The sequence below is a fragment of the Microbacterium oryzae genome (assembly GCF_009735645.1).
In the GTDB taxonomy this organism is placed as follows: domain Bacteria; phylum Actinomycetota; class Actinomycetes; order Actinomycetales; family Microbacteriaceae; genus Microbacterium; species Microbacterium oryzae.
The window spans coordinates 2,675,053-2,691,918 of the sequence record NZ_CP032550.1 but is presented as its reverse complement, the minus strand read 5'-3'; the positions used below and the strand labels follow the sequence as shown (position 1 = coordinate 2,691,918).

At 70.0% G+C, this 16,866-nt stretch carries 15 protein-coding genes and 1 rRNA gene; 7 read left to right on the top strand and 9 right to left on the bottom strand.

What is annotated here, in order from left to right; genetic code table 11:
* Positions 1-334: 334 nt before the first annotated feature.
* Positions 335-1,858, bottom strand: a 16S ribosomal RNA gene (locus D7D94_RS12480).
* Positions 1,859-2,736: 878 nt separating this feature from the next.
* Here D7D94_RS12480 and D7D94_RS12475 point away from each other — a divergent pair.
* A complete protein-coding gene (locus tag D7D94_RS12475) occupies positions 2,737-3,120 on the top strand; it encodes an MmcQ/YjbR family DNA-binding protein (protein WP_156242927.1) in 384 nt (127 codons plus the stop codon).
* Between the two features lie 49 nt (positions 3,121-3,169).
* Here the strand turns inward: D7D94_RS12475 and D7D94_RS12470 are convergent, their stop codons facing one another.
* Positions 3,170-3,811, bottom strand: a complete 642-nt coding sequence (locus D7D94_RS12470) for an NAD(P)-dependent oxidoreductase (protein ID WP_156242926.1) — start codon at positions 3,809-3,811, stop codon at positions 3,170-3,172.
* Positions 3,812-3,935: 124 nt separating this feature from the next.
* On the opposite strand from D7D94_RS12470, the gene D7D94_RS12465 reads away from it, so the two are divergent.
* Genes D7D94_RS12465 through D7D94_RS12455 form a run of 3 tightly spaced genes read left to right on the top strand, consistent with a single transcriptional unit; the run spans position 3,936 to position 6,691 of the window.
* A complete protein-coding gene (locus D7D94_RS12465; RefSeq protein WP_156242925.1) occupies positions 3,936-4,298 on the top strand; it encodes a winged helix-turn-helix transcriptional regulator in 363 nt (120 codons plus the stop codon).
* 43 nt (positions 4,299-4,341) lie between these two features.
* Positions 4,342-4,971 (top strand): TetR/AcrR family transcriptional regulator, encoded by a 630-nt coding sequence (locus D7D94_RS12460; protein ID WP_156242924.1) that lies wholly within the window; start codon positions 4,342-4,344, stop codon positions 4,969-4,971.
* A 37-nt stretch (positions 4,972-5,008) separates the two neighbouring features.
* Entirely contained in the window at positions 5,009-6,691 is a 1,683-nt protein-coding gene (locus D7D94_RS12455) for an MDR family MFS transporter (RefSeq protein WP_216648665.1), read from the top strand.
* A gap of 64 nt (positions 6,692-6,755) precedes the next feature.
* On the opposite strand, the gene D7D94_RS12450 is transcribed toward D7D94_RS12455, so the two are convergent.
* Positions 6,756-7,868 (bottom strand): pyridoxal-phosphate dependent enzyme, encoded by a 1,113-nt coding sequence (locus D7D94_RS12450; RefSeq protein ID WP_216648664.1) that lies wholly within the window; start codon positions 7,866-7,868, stop codon positions 6,756-6,758.
* A gap of 132 nt (positions 7,869-8,000) precedes the next feature.
* On the opposite strand from D7D94_RS12450, the gene D7D94_RS12445 reads away from it, so the two are divergent.
* Positions 8,001-9,551, top strand: coding sequence for an SDR family oxidoreductase (locus tag D7D94_RS12445; RefSeq protein WP_156242923.1), 1,551 nt, complete (start codon positions 8,001-8,003; stop codon positions 9,549-9,551).
* On the opposite strand, the gene D7D94_RS12440 is transcribed toward D7D94_RS12445, so the two are convergent.
* Positions 9,541-10,032, bottom strand: a complete 492-nt coding sequence (locus tag D7D94_RS12440) for a flavin reductase family protein (RefSeq protein ID WP_156242922.1) — start codon at positions 10,030-10,032, stop codon at positions 9,541-9,543. The genes D7D94_RS12445 and D7D94_RS12440 overlap by 11 nt on opposite strands.
* Before the next feature lie 103 nt (positions 10,033-10,135).
* The gene (locus D7D94_RS12435; RefSeq protein WP_156242921.1) at positions 10,136-10,375 is read right to left on the bottom strand and encodes a DUF3072 domain-containing protein; all 240 of its coding nucleotides are present in this window, start codon (positions 10,373-10,375) and stop codon (positions 10,136-10,138) included.
* A gap of 166 nt (positions 10,376-10,541) precedes the next feature.
* Between D7D94_RS12435 and D7D94_RS12430 the strand changes: the two genes are divergently transcribed.
* Positions 10,542-11,078 (top strand): DUF2231 domain-containing protein, encoded by a 537-nt coding sequence (locus D7D94_RS12430; RefSeq protein ID WP_156242920.1) that lies wholly within the window; start codon positions 10,542-10,544, stop codon positions 11,076-11,078.
* Between the two features lie 13 nt (positions 11,079-11,091).
* Here the strand turns inward: D7D94_RS12430 and D7D94_RS12425 are convergent, their stop codons facing one another.
* Positions 11,092-11,664, bottom strand: coding sequence for a TetR/AcrR family transcriptional regulator (locus D7D94_RS12425; protein ID WP_173024331.1), 573 nt, complete (start codon positions 11,662-11,664; stop codon positions 11,092-11,094).
* 78 nt (positions 11,665-11,742) lie between these two features.
* On the opposite strand from D7D94_RS12425, the gene D7D94_RS12420 reads away from it, so the two are divergent.
* Positions 11,743-12,891, top strand: coding sequence for a YbfB/YjiJ family MFS transporter (locus tag D7D94_RS12420; protein ID WP_156242919.1), 1,149 nt, complete (start codon positions 11,743-11,745; stop codon positions 12,889-12,891).
* A gap of 13 nt (positions 12,892-12,904) precedes the next feature.
* Here the strand turns inward: D7D94_RS12420 and D7D94_RS12415 are convergent, their stop codons facing one another.
* From D7D94_RS12415 to D7D94_RS12410, 3 genes are all read right to left on the bottom strand, one after another.
* The gene (locus D7D94_RS12415; protein ID WP_173024330.1) at positions 12,905-14,101 is read right to left on the bottom strand and encodes a glycoside hydrolase family 26 protein; all 1,197 of its coding nucleotides are present in this window, start codon (positions 14,099-14,101) and stop codon (positions 12,905-12,907) included.
* 73 nt (positions 14,102-14,174) lie between these two features.
* Positions 14,175-14,342, bottom strand: coding sequence for a hypothetical protein (locus tag D7D94_RS14315; RefSeq protein ID WP_173024329.1), 168 nt, complete (start codon positions 14,340-14,342; stop codon positions 14,175-14,177).
* A 108-nt stretch (positions 14,343-14,450) separates the two neighbouring features.
* The gene (locus D7D94_RS12410; protein WP_246171947.1) at positions 14,451-16,853 is read right to left on the bottom strand and encodes a YhgE/Pip domain-containing protein; all 2,403 of its coding nucleotides are present in this window, start codon (positions 16,851-16,853) and stop codon (positions 14,451-14,453) included.
* Positions 16,854-16,866: the final 13 nt, after the last annotated feature.

Here is a 16,866-nt window from a genome sequence, read left to right as displayed (position 1 = left end):
AAACCGGAGTATGCGAATTTCTTTAAGATGCTCGCGTCCACTGTGTAGTTCTCAAAGTACGGGCGGCACCACCCCACCCACCGGAAAACCCGGCTTCAGGATGGCCCACAAGGATCCAGCCACCAACAGGTGCCTGAGCCCTCAGGACCCAACAACGTGCACGCGCCCCACCCGCAGCCAGCACCCCGTTCCCACCCCGTCCGAAGACGAGACGTACTAAGAGCACCAGCGCGACTGAGGCGCCTTGTCAAATGTTCCACCCATGAGCTACCAGCACCACACATTCGGTGATGAACTGGCCTCTAGAACCTAAAAGGTTCGAGATGCTCCTTAGAAAGGAGGTGATCCAGCCGCACCTTCCGGTACGGCTACCTTGTTACGACTTAGTCCTAATTACCGATCCCACCTTCGACAGCTCCCTCCCACAAGGGGTTAGGCCACCGGCTTCAGGTGTTACCGACTTTCATGACTTGACGGGCGGTGTGTACAAGACCCGGGAACGTATTCACCGCAGCGTTGCTGATCTGCGATTACTAGCGACTCCGACTTCATGAGGTCGAGTTGCAGACCTCAATCCGAACTGGGACCGGCTTTTTGGGATTCGCTCCACCTCACGGTATTGCAGCCCTTTGTACCGGCCATTGTAGCATGCGTGAAGCCCAAGACATAAGGGGCATGATGATTTGACGTCATCCCCACCTTCCTCCGAGTTGACCCCGGCAGTATCCCATGAGTTCCCACCATAACGTGCTGGCAACATAGAACGAGGGTTGCGCTCGTTGCGGGACTTAACCCAACATCTCACGACACGAGCTGACGACAACCATGCACCACCTGTACACCGACCATAAAGGGGCGACCATCTCTGGCCGTTTCCGGTGTATGTCAAGCCTTGGTAAGGTTCTTCGCGTTGCATCGAATTAATCCGCATGCTCCGCCGCTTGTGCGGGTCCCCGTCAATTCCTTTGAGTTTTAGCCTTGCGGCCGTACTCCCCAGGCGGGGAACTTAATGCGTTAGCTGCGTCACGGAGACCGTGGAAAGGCCCCCACAACTAGTTCCCAACGTTTACGGGGTGGACTACCAGGGTATCTAAGCCTGTTTGCTCCCCACCCTTTCGCTCCTCAGCGTCAGTAACGGCCCAGAGATCTGCCTTCGCCATCGGTGTTCCTCCTGATATCTGCGCATTCCACCGCTACACCAGGAATTCCAATCTCCCCTACCGCACTCTAGTCTGCCCGTACCCACTGCAGGCCCGAGGTTGAGCCTCGGGTTTTCACAGCAGACGCGACAAACCGCCTACGAGCTCTTTACGCCCAATAATTCCGGATAACGCTTGCGCCCTACGTATTACCGCGGCTGCTGGCACGTAGTTAGCCGGCGCTTTTTCTGCAGGTACCGTCACTTTCGCTTCTTCCCTGCTAAAAGAGGTTTACAACCCGAAGGCCGTCGTCCCTCACGCGGCGTTGCTGCATCAGGCTTCCGCCCATTGTGCAATATTCCCCACTGCTGCCTCCCGTAGGAGTCTGGGCCGTGTCTCAGTCCCAGTGTGGCCGGTCACCCTCTCAGGCCGGCTACCCGTCGACGCCTTGGTGAGCCACTACCTCACCAACAAGCTGATAGGCCGCGAGCCCATCCCCAACCGAAAAATCTTTCCCATCACAGACCATGCGGCCATGATGCATATCCGGTATTAGCAACCGTTTCCGGCTGTTATCCCAGAGTCAGGGGCAGGTTGCTCACGTGTTACTCACCCGTTCGCCACTAATCCACCCAGCAAGCTGGGCTTCATCGTTCGACTTGCATGTGTTAAGCACGCCGCCAGCGTTCATCCTGAGCCAGGATCAAACTCTCCGTAAAAAACAGAAGCTGACCGCCACCGGGAAAACGGTGAAACGAACAGCGAGTTCAATCATGACCAAATACGGATGTCATAACTGACAACCATTGTTTTGATCCAAAGGAATTCTCAAACCCAGTCACAAAGACCAGGCCGAGGATAATTTGGCATTTGACAAGTGCACGCTGTTGAGTTCTCAAGGATCAGACGCACCCAGCCCCACGACTCCCGCCGTGGCCCTCCGGGGCAACCATCCACCCCCAGAACAAGACCAGAAGCCTCGAACCGGGGAGTTATGTTTTGTGTTTGTCGCTGACCTGGGGCGGGGAACCTTCCGGCTCAACCTCGCTGCTTGGCGGCGACAAGAGACAACATTACGCCCGCACCCCCACCCCCGCAAACCGGTCCACACCTCGGGCGTGTCGCACAACTGGGGGCGTCCGCGTGCCGGCTCGGGCATCGGGCGTACTGCTGCGCCGGGCGTACTGCGGCGCCGGGCGCTCGCCAACCGCGCATCCGCTCCCACTGAGCACGCTCCACGTGCAGGTTCCGAGCAATGGCGCCGTCCCGGAGCATCAGCGGGATCCCGGCGCGAGGATGCGGTCCACGAGCGAACTCGCCGTCTCCGAGCGGCCGTGCAGTCTCGACAGCGCACGCTGGGCCATCCCTCCCAATGAGCACGCTCCGCGCGCGGTCTCGGAGCGTGAGCGCATCGCCGGAGCGAAAGCGCAGCCTCGGAGCGAGGGCGCAGTCCCGGAGCGAGAGCGCAGCCTCGGAGCGAGAGCGCATCGCCGGGGCGAGAGCCCAGCCTCGGAGCGACGGCGCATCATCGGAGCAGCACCGCTGACAGGACGGCACCCCACCCGCGATCTCGGCACGGCGCGAGACACTGGAGGGCATGGATGCCCCCGCACTCGCCTCGGTCGCGTTCGAGGTCGGCGAGCAGTTCCCGGCCGTCACCCGCGAGCAGCCCTTCGGCCCCGACGTCGAAGTGCTGAAGGTGCGCGGGCGCGTCTTCCTTCTCGTCATGGGAACGCCGGAGCGGCCGCTCGTCACCGTGAAGACCGATCCGTACGACGGCGAACAGCTGCGAGGCGCCTTCCCCGACATCGCCCCGGGCTATCACATGAACAAGCGCCACTGGATCTCGGTCTCCCCCGACGGACCGGTGGACGACGACATGCTGCGCGAGCTCGTCACGGACTCCTACCGACTCGTCGTCGCGGGGCTCCCCGCGCGCGAGCGTCCGGTCGATCCGGAGAGGTTCGGGCTGCCTGGCTGAAATGCGAGGATGGCCGCCCACACCGCGGACGGCCATCCTCGAGCGCACCTCAGTACGCGGCGGTGAAGCGCGCGCGCTGATGCCGCGGGTTCTCGATCTCCTCGACGATCGCGAGTGCGAGGTCGGCGCCCGAGATGAACGACTCCCCGTCCTCGTCGACCAGCAGCACGTCTCCACCGAGACGGTATGAGCCGGTCTCCTCACCCGGGTTGAAGGCGCCGAAGCCCGCGGCCGGGCTCACGAAGAACCAGTCGAGCTCGTCGGCGCGCTCACGCAGCGCATCGAGCACCTCGGTCATCTCGAGGGCCTCGGGCTTGAACTCCTCCGGGAAGCCGGCGTCGAGGAGGCGCGGGCCGTCTTCGGAGACGAACAGCGAGCCCGCCCCGCCGATGACGCCCAGCCGGACCCCGGCCGCACGCGCCTCCTCTGCGGCGTCGGCCAGCGCGGGGGCCACCCGGCCGGCCATCTCGCCGCGCGGAGCCACGGCGCTCACCACGACGTCCGCACTGGCGAATGCCTCCGCACGGGTATCGGCGTCGAGGAGCGACCCGGTCCGGTACTCCACCCCGGCGACCGGCTCGGCGGGCTCGGACCGGCTGTACGAGACGGCCGAGTGACCGCGCTCTGCGGCGATGCGGACGATGTGCGAGCCGGCGAAGCCGGTGCCGCCGAAGACGACGATGCGTGCCATGGAAGGTTCCTCCTGAGTTCGTTCCGGCCTCGATGGAAGCCGATACTCACTCTAGGAGAGTCGGTTACTGTGGGAAACCAGGCACTTTTCGGTGCCCTGGTCACCGCGAGGTAAGCGAGGCGCCGTGAACACGAAGCAGGACTGGGATCCGTACGCGCGTGACTGCCCGAGTCGGCAGCTGCTCGATCGCATCGGCGATCGCTGGACGGTTCTCGTGCTCGGCACCCTCGAGGATGGCCCGCTCCGCTTCTCGGAGGTCGCGCGCCGGGTGGACGGCGTGTCTCAGAAGATGCTCACGCAGACCCTGCGCGCGGCGGAGCGCGACGGACTGGTGACGCGCACCGTCTTCGCTGAGGTGCCTCCTCGCGTCGAGTACGAGCTCTCCGCGCTCGGTCGGAGCCTGCGCGAGCCGCTGCGCGCCCTCGAGGCCTGGGCGACGACGCACATGCCGGATGTGCTCGACGCGAGATCCCGCGCGCACGCCTGAGTTCTCAGTGCACTCCTAGCGAGAGAGTGCAAAAATGCACTCTATGACGGAGAGTGCACCGAACCTGCGCGAGCAGCGCAAGCAGGAGACCCTGCGTCGGCTCGCGGAGACCGCTCGGGAGCTGACGGCCGCACGCGGACTCCACGGGTTCACCATCGAGGAGCTGTGCGAGGCGGCCGGGGTCTCGCGCCGCACGTTCTTCAACTACTTCGCGGCCAAGGAGGACGCCGTCCTCGGCTTCACGCTGCTCCACGACGACGGCGAGCGGGACGAGGACTTCCTCGCTCGCGGCACCGCGACGGACGGCGGGCTCAGCGCGACCCTCGTCGACGACCTCGTCGCGCTCTTCGTCGAGCGGTGGCAGCGGATGGCGCTCACCGCGTCCGAGGCAGAGCGCGTCTTCCGGATCGTCGAGCAGGAGCCGCGGCTCCACAACCGCATCTTCCAGGTGATGCGCGAGGCCGAGCAGGCGATGATCTCCCTCGTCGAGCGCCGCGAGGGCCTGCCTCCCGGCGACGTCCGCGCACAGACGCTCGTGCACGTCGTCGGCACCCTGAATCGCCTGGTCGCGGAGGAGAGTCTCGGCGCGCACGGCGACGACCTTCCCTCGATCGACCGCTTCCGCGGGCAGATGCGCGAGCGCGCGCAGATCGTCCGCGACCTCTTCACCTGACCTTCCCTCCATCCGCCCTGTCCTTCTCGGAGCCTCCATGACATCGACCACCGCAGGATCGTCGTTCCTGCTCACCAAGCGGCGCATCTGGATCATCTTCAGCGCGCTCATCGCCGGCATGCTGCTGTCGAGCCTCGACCAGACGATCGTCTCGACCGCCATGCCGACCATCGTCGGCGAGCTCGGCGGCGTCGAGCACCAGGTCTGGATCACGACCGCGTACCTGCTCGCCACCACGATCGTCATGCCGATCTACGGCAAGTTCGGCGACGTGCTGGGCCGGCGCAGCCTCTTCCTCCTCGCCATCGCGCTGTTCACGCTCGCCTCGATCGGCTGCGCCTTCGCGACCGACTTCTGGATGTTCGTGGTCTTCCGCGCACTGCAGGGCCTCGGCGGCGGCGGACTCATGATCCTGTCGCAGGCGATCATCGCCGACATCGTGCCCGCCAACGAGCGCGGCAAGTACATGGGCCCCCTGGGCGCGGTCTTCGGGCTCTCGGCCGTCGCCGGCCCGCTCCTCGGCGGCTTCTTCGTCGACCACCTGACGTGGCAGTGGGCGTTCTACATCAACATCCCGGTCGGGATCGCGGCCTTCGTCATCGCCCTCGTCGCGCTGCAGCTGCCGAGCAAGAAGGCCGAGAAGCCGATCGACATCCTCGGCGTCGTCTTCCTCTCCGCGGCCACCACGTGCCTGATCTTCTTCACCGACTTCGGCGGCGACGCAGCCTACGGCTGGGACTCCCTCGCGACCTGGATGTGGGGCGCCGGTCTCGTGATCGCCGCGACCGCCTTCGTCATCACCGAGTCGCGCGTGCAGGACCCGATCATCCCGCTCGGCCTCTTCCGCAACCCGATCTTCGTGAACGCGACCGCCATCGGCCTCGTCCTCGGCATCGGGATGTTCGCCGCGATCGGATTCGTGCCCACCTTCCTGCAGATGTCCTCGGGCACGTCCGCCGCGGCATCCGGTCTGCTCATGATCCCGATGATGGTGGGCCTCATGGGCACCTCGATCGCGTCGGGGATCGCGATCTCGAAGACCGGGAAGTACAAGCTCTATCCGATCGCGGGCACCATCGTCACCGGCATCGCGATGGGCGCGTTCACCACTCTCACGGCGGAGACGCCCGTCTGGCTCATCTGCGTGTTCCTGTTCGTCTTCGGCGCCGGGCTCGGCCTCATCATGCAGGTCGTCGTCCTCGTCGTGCAGAACGCCGTCCCCGCGAGCGAGATCGGCACCGCCACCAGCACGAACAACTACTTCCGCGAGGTGGGCGCATCGCTCGGCACGGCGGTGTTCGGCACCATCTTCACCACGCGCCTCTCGGACAACCTCATGGAGGTCTTCCGCGGCGCGGGAGCGAGCCCCGAGGACGCGGCCGCCGCGACCTCGACCATCGACCCGGCGACCATGAACGCGCTGCCCGACGAGGTGCGCGATGGCATCGTCACGGCATACGCCGACGCGCTGGCGCCCGTGTTCTGGTACCTCATCCCGTTCGTGGCGCTCGCGCTGCTGCTGTCGCTCTTCCTCAAGCAGATCCCGCTGTCCGACCAGGCCGGCCTGATCGCGCGCGGCGAGGCGATCGGCGGCGAGGAGGCCGAGCGCCTGGAGGCCGAGCTGCGCGCGGCCACTGCGGGCGGCGACGGCGCGGATGGCCGTGGCGCGGATGGCCGCGAGCTCACGGATGCGCGGACGGGCTCGACCCCGACGCTCTGACGCGATCCCCCGCGAGGCGCGGTTCCGGTTCCGGCCGGGCCGCGCCTCGCTGCATCCGGGCGCGCTACGCGAGCAGGTCGCGCACCCGCTCGGCGGCCTTGAGGCCGGAGCCGCTCAGCATGACGACCGTGGTCTCGTCCGTTCGGATCGCGCCGCGCGCGACGAGCGCATCGAAGGCCGCGGCCGCCGTCGCACTCGTCGGCTCCACGAACAGCCCGTCCTCGCAGAGCCCGCGCAGCGCCGCGACGATCTCCTCCTCCGCGATCGCGACCGCGTCGCCATCCGTCTCGCGGATCGCCTGCAGGATCTGGGCCATCCGCAGGGGCGAGCGGATGGCCGTGCCCTCGGCGAGCGTCGGAGCGACCGGGCGCCCGCTCTCGCCGCGCAGCTCGGCCTCGACGGGCGAGCAGTTGCGCGGCTGGGCGGCGAAGAGGCGCGGCATCCGGGCGATCTGGCCCGCCGCGCGCAGCTCGCGGAACCCGAGCCAGCACCCGAGCAGGCTGCTGCCCGCACCGACCGGGACGACGACGTTGTCGGGCGCACGGAACCCCAGGTCTTCCCAGAATTCGTACGCGAGCGTCTTCGTGCCCTCGAGGAACAGCGCCTGCCAGTTGTGGCTCGCGTAGAACGTCTCGTCGGCGGCGCGGATGGCGGCCTCCTGCGATGCCTCCCGCGGCCCGTCGACGAGCTCGACGTCCGCGCCGTACGCGCGCACCTGCGCGATCTTCGCCGGCGAGGTCGACGAGGGCGCGAAGATGCGCACACCCAGTCCGCCGGCCGCCGCGTATCCGGCCACCGAGGAGCCGCCGTTGCCGGAGCTGTCCTCGAGAACGGACGTGACGCCGCGCTCGCGCAGGTACGACAGCATGACGCTCGTGCCGCGGTCCTTGAAGCTGCCCGTCGGCTGGAACCAGTCGAGCTTGAACAGCGGGCGATGCCGACCGCGCTCCCGCTCGACGAGCGGCGTGCAGCCCTCACCGAGCGTGATCGGCCGCGCGATGTCGACCGGCAGCGCGGCCCGGTAGCGCCACAGCGACCGCTCGCCCGTCTCGATATCGCCCCGAGAGATGCCCGGCTGCGCGGACACCAGGAGCGGCCGCCCTGCCTCGGAGCGCCAGCGCGGCTCCGCGAGCGGGAAGGTGCGTTCGTCGACCGGATCCACGTAGGTCGCGACCATGGGCATCCCCTCTCGGATGGCCGCGGGCGCGACCGAGGACGATGCTCTCACGCGACGTGGCCGCGTTCGCGAGCTCGGCCATCCGCCGTCAACCCCTCGCCCACGGCGAGCGCCGCGCCTAGCGTGAACCGCATGACGGATCTCACCGCGCCGACCGGGCGCGAGCCTGCCCTGCGTGCTCAGCCCCGAGCCGACGGATCGGCGCCGCGGGCGCTCGTGCTGGGCGCCACCGGCTACATCGGCGGGCGGCTCACGCCGCGTCTGCTGGCGGCCGGGTACCGAGTGCGGGTTCTCGCCCGAGACGCGGCGCGCGTCGCGGCATTCCCGTGGGGTGAGGACTGCGACGTCGTCGAGGGGTCCGCAGACGACGCGGAGGCGGTCGCCCGCGCCTGCGCGGACGTCGACGTGATCTTCTACCTCATCCACTCGATGGGCGCGGGGCGGGACTTCGAGGCCGCCGACGCTCGAGCCGCGAGCACCGTGGCGAGCGCCGCCGCGACGGCCGGAGTCGGGCGCATCGTCTACCTCGGCGGCCTGCATCCGGACGACGCCGAGCTCTCGCCGCACCTGCGCTCGCGTGTGGAGGTGGGGCGCACCTTCCTCGAGTCGGGGGTGCCGACCCTCGTCCTGCAGGCCGGGGTGGTCATCGGATCGGGCTCGGCGTCGTTCGAGATGATCCGGCATCTGACCGAGGTGCTCCCCTACATGCCGGCGCCGCACTGGGTGCGCAACCGGATCCAGCCGATCGCCGTGCGCGACGTGCTGCACTACCTCCTCGGCGCGGCGCGGGTGGATGCCTCGGTCAACCGCGCCGTCGACATCGGCGGCCCCGACGTGCTCCGCTACGGGCAGATGATGAACGGCTACGCGCTGGAAGCCGGGCTGCGACAGCGCGCGATCGCCGCGCTTCCCGTGCTGACGCCGGGGCTCGCGTCGCACTGGGTGAATCTGGTGACCCCGGTGCCGCGGGCGATCGCGCGGCCGCTCATCGCGTCGCTGCAGAACGAGTGCGTGATGAAGGACCACGACGTCGACGCGCTGATCCCGCCGCCCGACGGCGGCCTCACGCCGTACCGCACCGCGGTCGCCCTCGCGCTGGGTCGGCTCGAGAACGACCGCGTCGAGACGAGCTGGAAGGACGCGGAGGTCAGCGGCGCCCCGAGCGACCCGCTCCCCAACGACCCCGATTGGGCCGGGCGCACCGTCTACACCGACGAGCGCACCGTCCGCACGGACGCGAGCCCCGAGGACCTCTGGTCGATCATCATCGGCATCGGCGGCGACAACGGCTGGTACTCGTCACCGCTCCTCTGGGCCGCGCGCGGGTGGATGGACCGGCTCGTCGGCGGCGTCGGGCTCCGGCGCGGGCGCCGCAGCCGGAGCGAGGCGCACGTCGGCGACGCCATCGACTTCTGGCGGGTCGAGCAGGTCGAGCACGGCCGACTGCTGCGGCTGCGGGCGGAGATGAAGGTGCCCGGCGACGCATGGCTCGAGCTGCGCGCCGAGCCGGATGGCCGGGGCGCGCGATACGAGCAGCGTGCGGTCTTCTTCCCGCGGGGCCTCGCCGGCCGGCTCTACTGGCTGAGCGTGCTGCCGTTCCACGGCGCCATCTTCGCGGGGATGGCCGCGCGCATCACGCAGGCGGCCGAGGCGCTGACCCGGACGGAGCGTGTCAGGAGCTGACGGGCGCGAGGGTGCGGAATGCGCGATCCACGTACACGACCGGCTCGCCATCCTCACCCGAGATGACGTCGAGCACCTCGGCGAGGACCAGCGACGAGTCGCCGACGGGCGTGATGGTGAGCGGGCGGCAGCGCAGCGCGTACCGCGCGCTGGGCAGGTGCGGCTCACCGGTCTCCAGGGTCGTCCACCCCTGCTCGGGCGTGAAACGGGGAGCGCCGGAGACGGCGAAGGCCTGCGCGGTCTCGACGTCGCGCGCGGTGATGAGGTGCACGAGGAACGTCTCCGCACGCAAGATGCCGCCCGCGCTGCCCCGCGCGCGCGTCACCGAGAAGGCGAGGGCGAGCGGGTCGACACCGACCGACGCGACACTCGACGCCGTGAGGCCGACCGGCCCCTCGGGAGTGCTCGCCGTGATGACCGCCACGCCGGAGGGGTGCAGGCGGAACGCGGTCTTGAAGGCATCGACGGAGGAGCTGTGCATGCTTCGACGCTAGATGGTTTCTCGAGCTCTGTGCCGCGTCGACGGCAGCTGTCGAAGAGGACGCACAGGAATCGTGCGCCCTCTTCGCCCCCGGATCCGGGTGTCAGCCGTTCGACCGGCCGGTCTTCTCCTGCAGCCGGTCGATCTGCTCGGATGCCTCCGCCTTCGTCATGTCGGCGGAGATCTCCTCCCCCGCCTCACGAGCGAGGGTGTCGATGTAGCTGCGCTGCGGGGCGGTCATGGGCTCGTCGCCGGTGACCCACGTCGAGGGGTCCTTCTCGGCCGAGCTGTCCGCGTCTCCGGTCGCACCGAGGGTTTCGCCAGTGGGGTTCGTGTCAGACATGTCGGCGATGCTACGCGGCGGCGGAGACGAGCCCACGGGGGTTGACACGTCCGCACCGAGCTCCCTCGCCTAGCGGGGTTCCCGCCGCGCGTCCAGCCGGTTCCCGCGGTCCGGCGCTCGCGCCATCCTGATCCTCACGCACCGCCCCGCGGAACAGGAGAACACCATGGCCGCACTGCCCCCGCCGAGCGACTCGGCGATGAAGACCGCCAAGCACCCCCGCACCGCCCTCGCCGGCCCCTACGGCCATCCCTTCCACGCGATGATGGTGACGATCCCCATCGGCGCGTGGACCGCCGCGATCGTCTTCGACATCATCGCGCTGGCCAGAGACGACGACGCCTTCGCCACCGGTGCCTTCTGGCTCATCGTCATCGGCATCGTCGGCGCCGCCATCGCGGCGGTGCTCGGGCTGATGGACTTCACCGTGATCGCCAAGGGGACTCGCGCCCACAAGGTCGCGCTCACGCACATGGTGCTCAACACGTTCGCGTTGCTGCTCTTCGTCGGGAGCGTGCTGCTGCGCCTGCGCGAGCCGGATGAGCCGAGCGTCTGGGGCTTCGTCGTCGCGGTCGTCGCCTTCCTCGTCGTCGGCGCCTCCGGATTCCTCGGCGGCGAGATCGCCTATCGCTTCGGCGTGCGCGTGGCCGACGAGTCCACGCAGCGGACCTACTTCGAGCCGGTCCAGCGCGACGCGCCCTGACCCGGGCGGATCATCAGGCGCGAGGCGCCGCCGCCTTCAGCAGGTCGGCGGCGATGGCGCGCGCGTGCTGGAGGCGACGCGAGTCGCCATCCACGCCCTGGTGCGCGATCCCGCCCTCCAGCAGGAGGAAGAGGTGCTCGGCGAGGACGGCCGGCTCGCCGACGCCGTCCTCACCGAGCAGCTCCTCGATCCGCGCGCGCACGCGCCGCTTGTGGTCGCGGATGATCGCGAAGCCCGCGTCCGCGGATGACAGCTCGGCTGCCGCGTTGAGGAACGCGCAGCCCCGACCCGACGGCTCGGCATCCTCGACGTACGCCTCGAAGACGGTCAGAACGCGCGGGGCACCGGCTGTCTCCAGGCGCTTCTCCCACCGTGCCCACCACTCCTCGTCGCGCCGACGGAGGTAAGCCGCGACGAGCGCGTCCTTGGACCCGAACCGGTCGTACAGGGTGCGCTTCGTGACGCCGGAGCCCGCCGCCACCGCGTCGACCCCGACCGCATGGATGCCTCGCTCGTAGAACAGCGTCGTGGCGGCGTCGAGGATGCGGCGAGCGCCCGGCGTCATCGCCGGCTGTGTCGTCGCCATGGTGCCACCTCCGTTGACTTCACCGATCAGTGTACTAGCGTGTGACTTCACAGGTCGGTGAACCAGAAGGAGGCGCGCATGGCTGACACCTCCGCGCTCACCCGCGGCGGCACCATCCGGATGGCCGCGGCCGGGTTGGCGCTGATCGCCGCCTGCTACGGCCTCGCCCGGTTCGCCTACGGGCTCTTCGTGCCGAGCTTCCGCGCCGCGTTCGACCTCGACGCGGGCACGGCGGGCCTCATCGCCTCGGGCAGCTACGTCGCCTACTGCGTGGGAGTGACGCTCGCGACCGCCGCGACCCCGCGTCTCGGATCACGCTTCGTGGCGGTGAGCGCGGGCGCCGCCGCCACCGTGGGAACCGCGTTCGTCGCGATGGCACCCGACGCGCCCCTGCTCGCCGTCGGCGTCCTCATCGCGGGCTCCAGCACCGGCATCGCCTCTCCGCCGCTCGCGCACGCCGTCGCACATCGCGTCGCCGCGCCCGCCCGTGACCGCGTGCAGAGCATCGTGAACGCCGGCACGGGGCTCGGCGTCGTCGTCTCCGGTCCCGTCGCGCTCGTCGTCGCCGATCAGTGGCGGATGGCGTGGCTCGCGTTCTCCGCGATCGCCGCGGCCGTGACGGTCTGGGTCGCCTTCGTCGTCCCCGCCGCGCGGCGATCGTCCGTTCCCGCCTCCCCCGCGCGTGCGCGGTTCCCACCCGGTGCACTGCTCCTCGGAGCGGCCGCCGCGCTGATGGGCGTCGGGAGCGCCGCGGTGTGGACCTTCGGCCAGGACCTCGTGGGCGCGCACACGGGGCGCGGCGTCGCCACCGTGGCCTGGATCGTCCTCGGCGCATGCGGTCTGCTCGGCGCGGCCGCCGGCGATCTCGTCGAGCGACTGGGGATGGGCGCAGCGTGGGCCGCCCTCATGGTCGCGATGGCGGCGAGCACGGCCGCGCTCGCCGTCGCGCCCGGGGCCGCCGTCGTCGTCCTTGCGGCATCCGGCGTCTTCGGCGCGGTCTACATCGCCGCAACCGGCGTGCTCCTCGTCTGGAGCACGCAGGTGTTTCCGGAATCCCCCGCCCGCGGAGTCGGCCTGGTGTTCCTCCTCCTCGCGGTCGGACAGGCCGTCGCGGCGCCGGCGTGGGGCGCGCTCGCGGATCTCGCCGGGCTCCGCATGGCCTTCTGCGCAGCATCCATCCTGTCCGCGCTCGCGGTGCTGCTGCGGCCGCGGGCCTGTCGACCGTGAGGGCGTCCGAGCGTCACTCGCCGCAATGGACGTCGCCCGCGAAGCGCAGCCACTCAGGGAGGTCCGATGTGAACTCCGCGGCCGTCATCTCGTCGCTGAGGACCGACCAGGCGACAGTGTCGTCGACCTCGGGCTCGAGCTTCGTCCACTCGAACCAGTTGATCATCCGCAGCATCGGGAAGACTTCGCGCGTCTCGGGCGCGAGGACCTGGCGCCACCACGCCCGCTTGATCTCGGCCTCGCTCTCGGGCTCGCCCCGCTCGACGACGAGCGCGGCGGTCTCGGGGATGGCCACCGGCTTGTCGCGCCGCTCTCCGTACTCTGCGTAGAAGTCGGGGATGGCGCTGTCGTCGCCCCCCAGTCCGCTGTAGGTCCCGGTCAGCTGAGCGGCGAACTTCCCCTCCTCCGGGACCTCGTTCTCGCCCCACGGGTACGCCGATCCCCAGTGATAGAGCGACATGCCGACCCAGTCGACGTACTCGTCGCCCGGGTAGTACGGCGCGTAGGGGTCATCGGCGTCGGTCACGGCGCCGTCGCCGTCGGTGTCGAGAGCCCGCGCGGCGGGAGTGCCCGCCTCGGCCATGTACGCGCCGCCCGTGAAGGGATACCCGCCGCCGTAGTTCGGCGCCCACATCATCGCCGCGCCGGGCACATCGTCGTGGACGGCGGACGCCACGCGTCGGAAGGTGTCGACGTACTCGTCGGGCTGCTGGCCCCACGCGTACCAGGAGCCGTTCATCTCGTGCGCGAAACGCAGCACGACCGGCACGCCGAGCTCGGTGACCTCCTGCAGCAGGGTCACGAGGTCCGCGACCGCCGCATCGTCGACCGCGGCCAGGCCATCCTGCGGCTCGATCGTCAGCAGGTGCGCGGACCCGGCGACGGCCGCCTGTTGCGCGGCCTCCAGCGCCCACTGGCGCTCGTGGCCGTCCCACGGCAGCGGGACGAAGGAGACGACGTCCGCCGGCTGCCGGCCGAGGAGGTCGGCATACTCCTTCACCGACTGGCTGCCCCAGTCGAGGTTGACGCCGAAGGCCACGCCCTCGGAGTCGGCGAGCGAATCCACCGCGCAGGCCGCACGCTCACGCAGGTCGGCCTTCGTGGGCGGCTCGGGGTCCGGGGCGGAAGGAGCGACGCTCGCGCAGGAGGCGAGCAGGGTGGCGGTCAGGGCGGCGACCGCCTCGCTGGCGAGAACACGACGAAGAGCCATCCCCTCCAGTGTGCCGGTATCCCGGACGTGGGAGGAGCGGCTTGACAGCTCGGCGCATCGGAAGCAGTCCTGATCAGCCGCGCGGCGCGAGGTGGATCGAGCGGACGGACGTCGTCGACTCCGCCCCGAGGAAGACGAACGACCCCGCGACGAGCTGCAGCGCCGTGCAGGCGGGATCGCCGACACGGGGAGACGGCGCCTCGGCGGGGGAAGCGGGCGAGTGGACGACGAGAGCGGGCATGGGATTCCTTTCGGCGCGGTCGATATCTCAACCCTCCCGTGCCCGCTCTGCGCGGTCATCGTCCTGCGGAACGAACTGCGGTCATCCAGTCGGAGTACATCGCGGGCCCTACGCCGGCACGACCGCCGCTCCCACCGACGCGTCCGGCACGGTCGGCTGCGTCGCCCTGCGCCGACGGCGCAGCGCCGAGGCGAGGACCGTGAGAAGCAGCGCGCCCACCAGCCAGCAGGCGAGGACCAGCACGGACTGCGCGACGCCGATCGTGCCGCCCGCGATGAGGGAGCGGAACGCCTCCACGCTGTACGTCAGCGGAAGCATGCCGTGGATGGCCTGGAAGAACGCGGGCGCGGTCTCGATCGGGTACGTGCCGCCGGCAGACGAGAGCTGCAGCACGATCATGAGGAGCGCGAGGAAGCGTCCCGGCGCATCCAGCAGGGCGATGAGCGCCTGGTTGATCGCGATGAAGGTCACGCTGGTGAGCACAGCGATGCCGATGAGCCCGGGCAGGTCCGTCGCCTCGATCCCCACCGCGAAGCGGAGCACGAGTGCCGCCAGCACCCCCTGCACGACGCCCATGAGCGCTCCCGGCAGGAAGCTGCGGAGGGCGATCTCCCACGAGGGCCGGCCCAGCGCGATGAGGCGCTCCCGCAGCGGCGAGCTCATCAGGTAGAAGGCGAGGGCGCCCACCCACAGCGCGAGGGCCATGAAGTACGGGGCCAGGCCGTAGCCGTATCCGGGCACCTCGTTGATCCGGTCGGTGTCGAGGGTCACCGGCGTCGCCGCGATCCCGCTGAGCGAGCTCGCCTCCTCGTCCGTGTAGGTGGGCACCTCGTCCGCGCCGTCCTTCAGGCCGTCGGTCAGCGTCTGCGCGCCGCCGACCAGCGAGCCGAGCCCGTCGGCGAGCGTCTGCGCGCCGCCCGTCGCCTCGCTCGACCCCGTCGCGGCGGAGGCCGCGCCCGCGGCGAGCGTGCTCGCGCCGTCCGCCAGCGCGCCGTTGCCCGACGCGAGCTTCTGAGCGCCGGTCGCGGCGTCGGAGATGCCCGTCGTGAGCGGACCCATCCCGCTGACGAGCGCACTCGTGCCGTCCGCGACCTGACCCGCGCCGTCGTCGAGGGCGGCGGCGCCGTCCGCTGCCTGCTGCGCGCCGACGACAACGGAGTCCGCACCGTCGTGGAGCGTCGCCGCACCGTCGGCGAGCGAGCGGACGCCCGGGGCGAGGTCCGCCGCGCCTTCGGCGACCGAGGCCGCGCCCGCGTCGAGCGCGGTCAGGCCGGACGCCTCGTCGCCCACGAGCGCGTTCGCGCCGGCCGCGAGGCCGGAGGCGCCGTCATCGACGGCATGCGCTCCCGAGGCGACCTGCTCGGAGGCGGCCTCGAGTTGCGTGAGCGCGGCCATCCGCTGCTCGTCGGTCATCGCGCCGTAACCGGCGACCAGGCCCTGCAGGCCGGACGTCACCGCGTCGGCGCCCTCGCCGAGGGCAGGGGTGCTCTCGGCGAGCTGCCCCGCGCCGGAGGCGAGCTGCTGCGCGCCGGCGAGCGCGCCATCCGCCCCGTCGTGCAGCGAGGCGGCGCCGGTCGCGAGGCTCTCCGCCCCGGTGGCGGCGTCGGCAGCGCCGGTCGCGAGCGAGCCCGCGCCGTCGTCGAGCGAGGTGGCGCCGGCGACGAGATCGCCGAGCCCAGCGTGCAGGGTCTGCGCACCCGAGGCGACCGCCTGCGCACCGCCGTCGAGCTGCGTCACGCGGTCGGGCAGGGCGGCGGCCGCCGACTGCAGCTGACTGAGGCCTGCCGAGAGCGACTGCGCGCCGGTCGAAGCGTCGGCGGCGCCGGCGGCCAGGTCGCTCGCGCCATCGGCGAGCTTCGCGGTGCCGTCCTGCAGCGACGTGAGGCCGACCACGAGCTCGGACGAGCCGGACGCGGCGTCGGTCGCGCCGTCGGCGAGCTCGCCGGCTCCCTCCGCGGCGTCCTGCAGATTCGCGTGGACGTCGGTGAACCCGAGGTAGACGTTCTCGAGGTAGGTCTCGCTGACCTCCTCCTTCAGGCTCTCGGTCACCGCGGTGCCGATGTTGCCGGCGATGTTGCCGACGATGAGGTTGGCGCCGTCGTTGGTCTCGACGGAGAGCTTGCCCGCGACCGCGGCGTTCGGGTCGTCGCCGCCGATCGATGCGACGTTCTCCGAGAAGTCGGCGGGCACCGTGAGAACGGCGTAGACGTCGCCGGACTCGAGGTCGGCGGCGGCCTGCTCGGCGCTCTCGGCCGACCACCGGAAGTTCGACTCCGAGTCGGTCGACGTCAGCTCGTCGGCCAGCGAGTCCCCCAGATCGAGCTCTGACCCATCGGCCGACGTCGCGCCCTGGTCCTCGTTGACGATCGCGGCCGGCACGCTGTCGAGGTGGTGCGTCGGGTCCTCGTTCGCAGACGTCAGCAGCCCCGCGTAGATGAGCGGAATGAGTGCGATCGCCGAGAAGACGACGGCGCTGCGCGGGTTCAGCTTGCCCTTGAGGCGACGGGTCATGCTCACAGCAGGG

Excerpts from the sequence above, each read along its gene's own strand:
- D7D94_RS12435 (WP_156242921.1), bottom strand. The coding sequence starts at position 10,375 with ATGTCTGACACGAACCCCACTGGCGAAACCCTCGGTGCGACCGGAGAC.
- D7D94_RS12460 (WP_156242924.1), top strand. The coding sequence starts at position 4,342 with ATGACGGAGAGTGCACCGAACCTGCGCGAGCAGCGCAAGCAGGAGACC.
- D7D94_RS12440 (WP_156242922.1), bottom strand. The coding sequence starts at position 10,032 with ATGCACAGCTCCTCCGTCGATGCCTTCAAGACCGCGTTCCGCCTGCAC.
- D7D94_RS12415 (WP_173024330.1), bottom strand. The coding sequence starts at position 14,101 with ATGGCTCTTCGTCGTGTTCTCGCCAGCGAGGCGGTCGCCGCCCTGACC.
- D7D94_RS12445 (WP_156242923.1), top strand. The coding sequence starts at position 8,001 with ATGACGGATCTCACCGCGCCGACCGGGCGCGAGCCTGCCCTGCGTGCT.
- D7D94_RS12450 (WP_216648664.1), bottom strand. The coding sequence starts at position 7,868 with ATGGTCGCGACCTACGTGGATCCGGTCGACGAACGCACCTTCCCGCTC.
- D7D94_RS12425 (WP_173024331.1), bottom strand. The coding sequence starts at position 11,664 with ATGGCGACGACACAGCCGGCGATGACGCCGGGCGCTCGCCGCATCCTC.
- D7D94_RS12410 (WP_246171947.1), bottom strand. The coding sequence starts at position 16,853 with ATGACCCGTCGCCTCAAGGGCAAGCTGAACCCGCGCAGCGCCGTCGTC.
- D7D94_RS14315 (WP_173024329.1), bottom strand. The coding sequence starts at position 14,342 with ATGCCCGCTCTCGTCGTCCACTCGCCCGCTTCCCCCGCCGAGGCGCCG.
- D7D94_RS12470 (WP_156242926.1), bottom strand. The coding sequence starts at position 3,811 with ATGGCACGCATCGTCGTCTTCGGCGGCACCGGCTTCGCCGGCTCGCAC.
- D7D94_RS12420 (WP_156242919.1), top strand. The coding sequence starts at position 11,743 with ATGGCTGACACCTCCGCGCTCACCCGCGGCGGCACCATCCGGATGGCC.
- D7D94_RS12475 (WP_156242927.1), top strand. The coding sequence starts at position 2,737 with ATGGATGCCCCCGCACTCGCCTCGGTCGCGTTCGAGGTCGGCGAGCAG.
- D7D94_RS12455 (WP_216648665.1), top strand. The coding sequence starts at position 5,009 with ATGACATCGACCACCGCAGGATCGTCGTTCCTGCTCACCAAGCGGCGC.
- D7D94_RS12430 (WP_156242920.1), top strand. The coding sequence starts at position 10,542 with ATGGCCGCACTGCCCCCGCCGAGCGACTCGGCGATGAAGACCGCCAAG.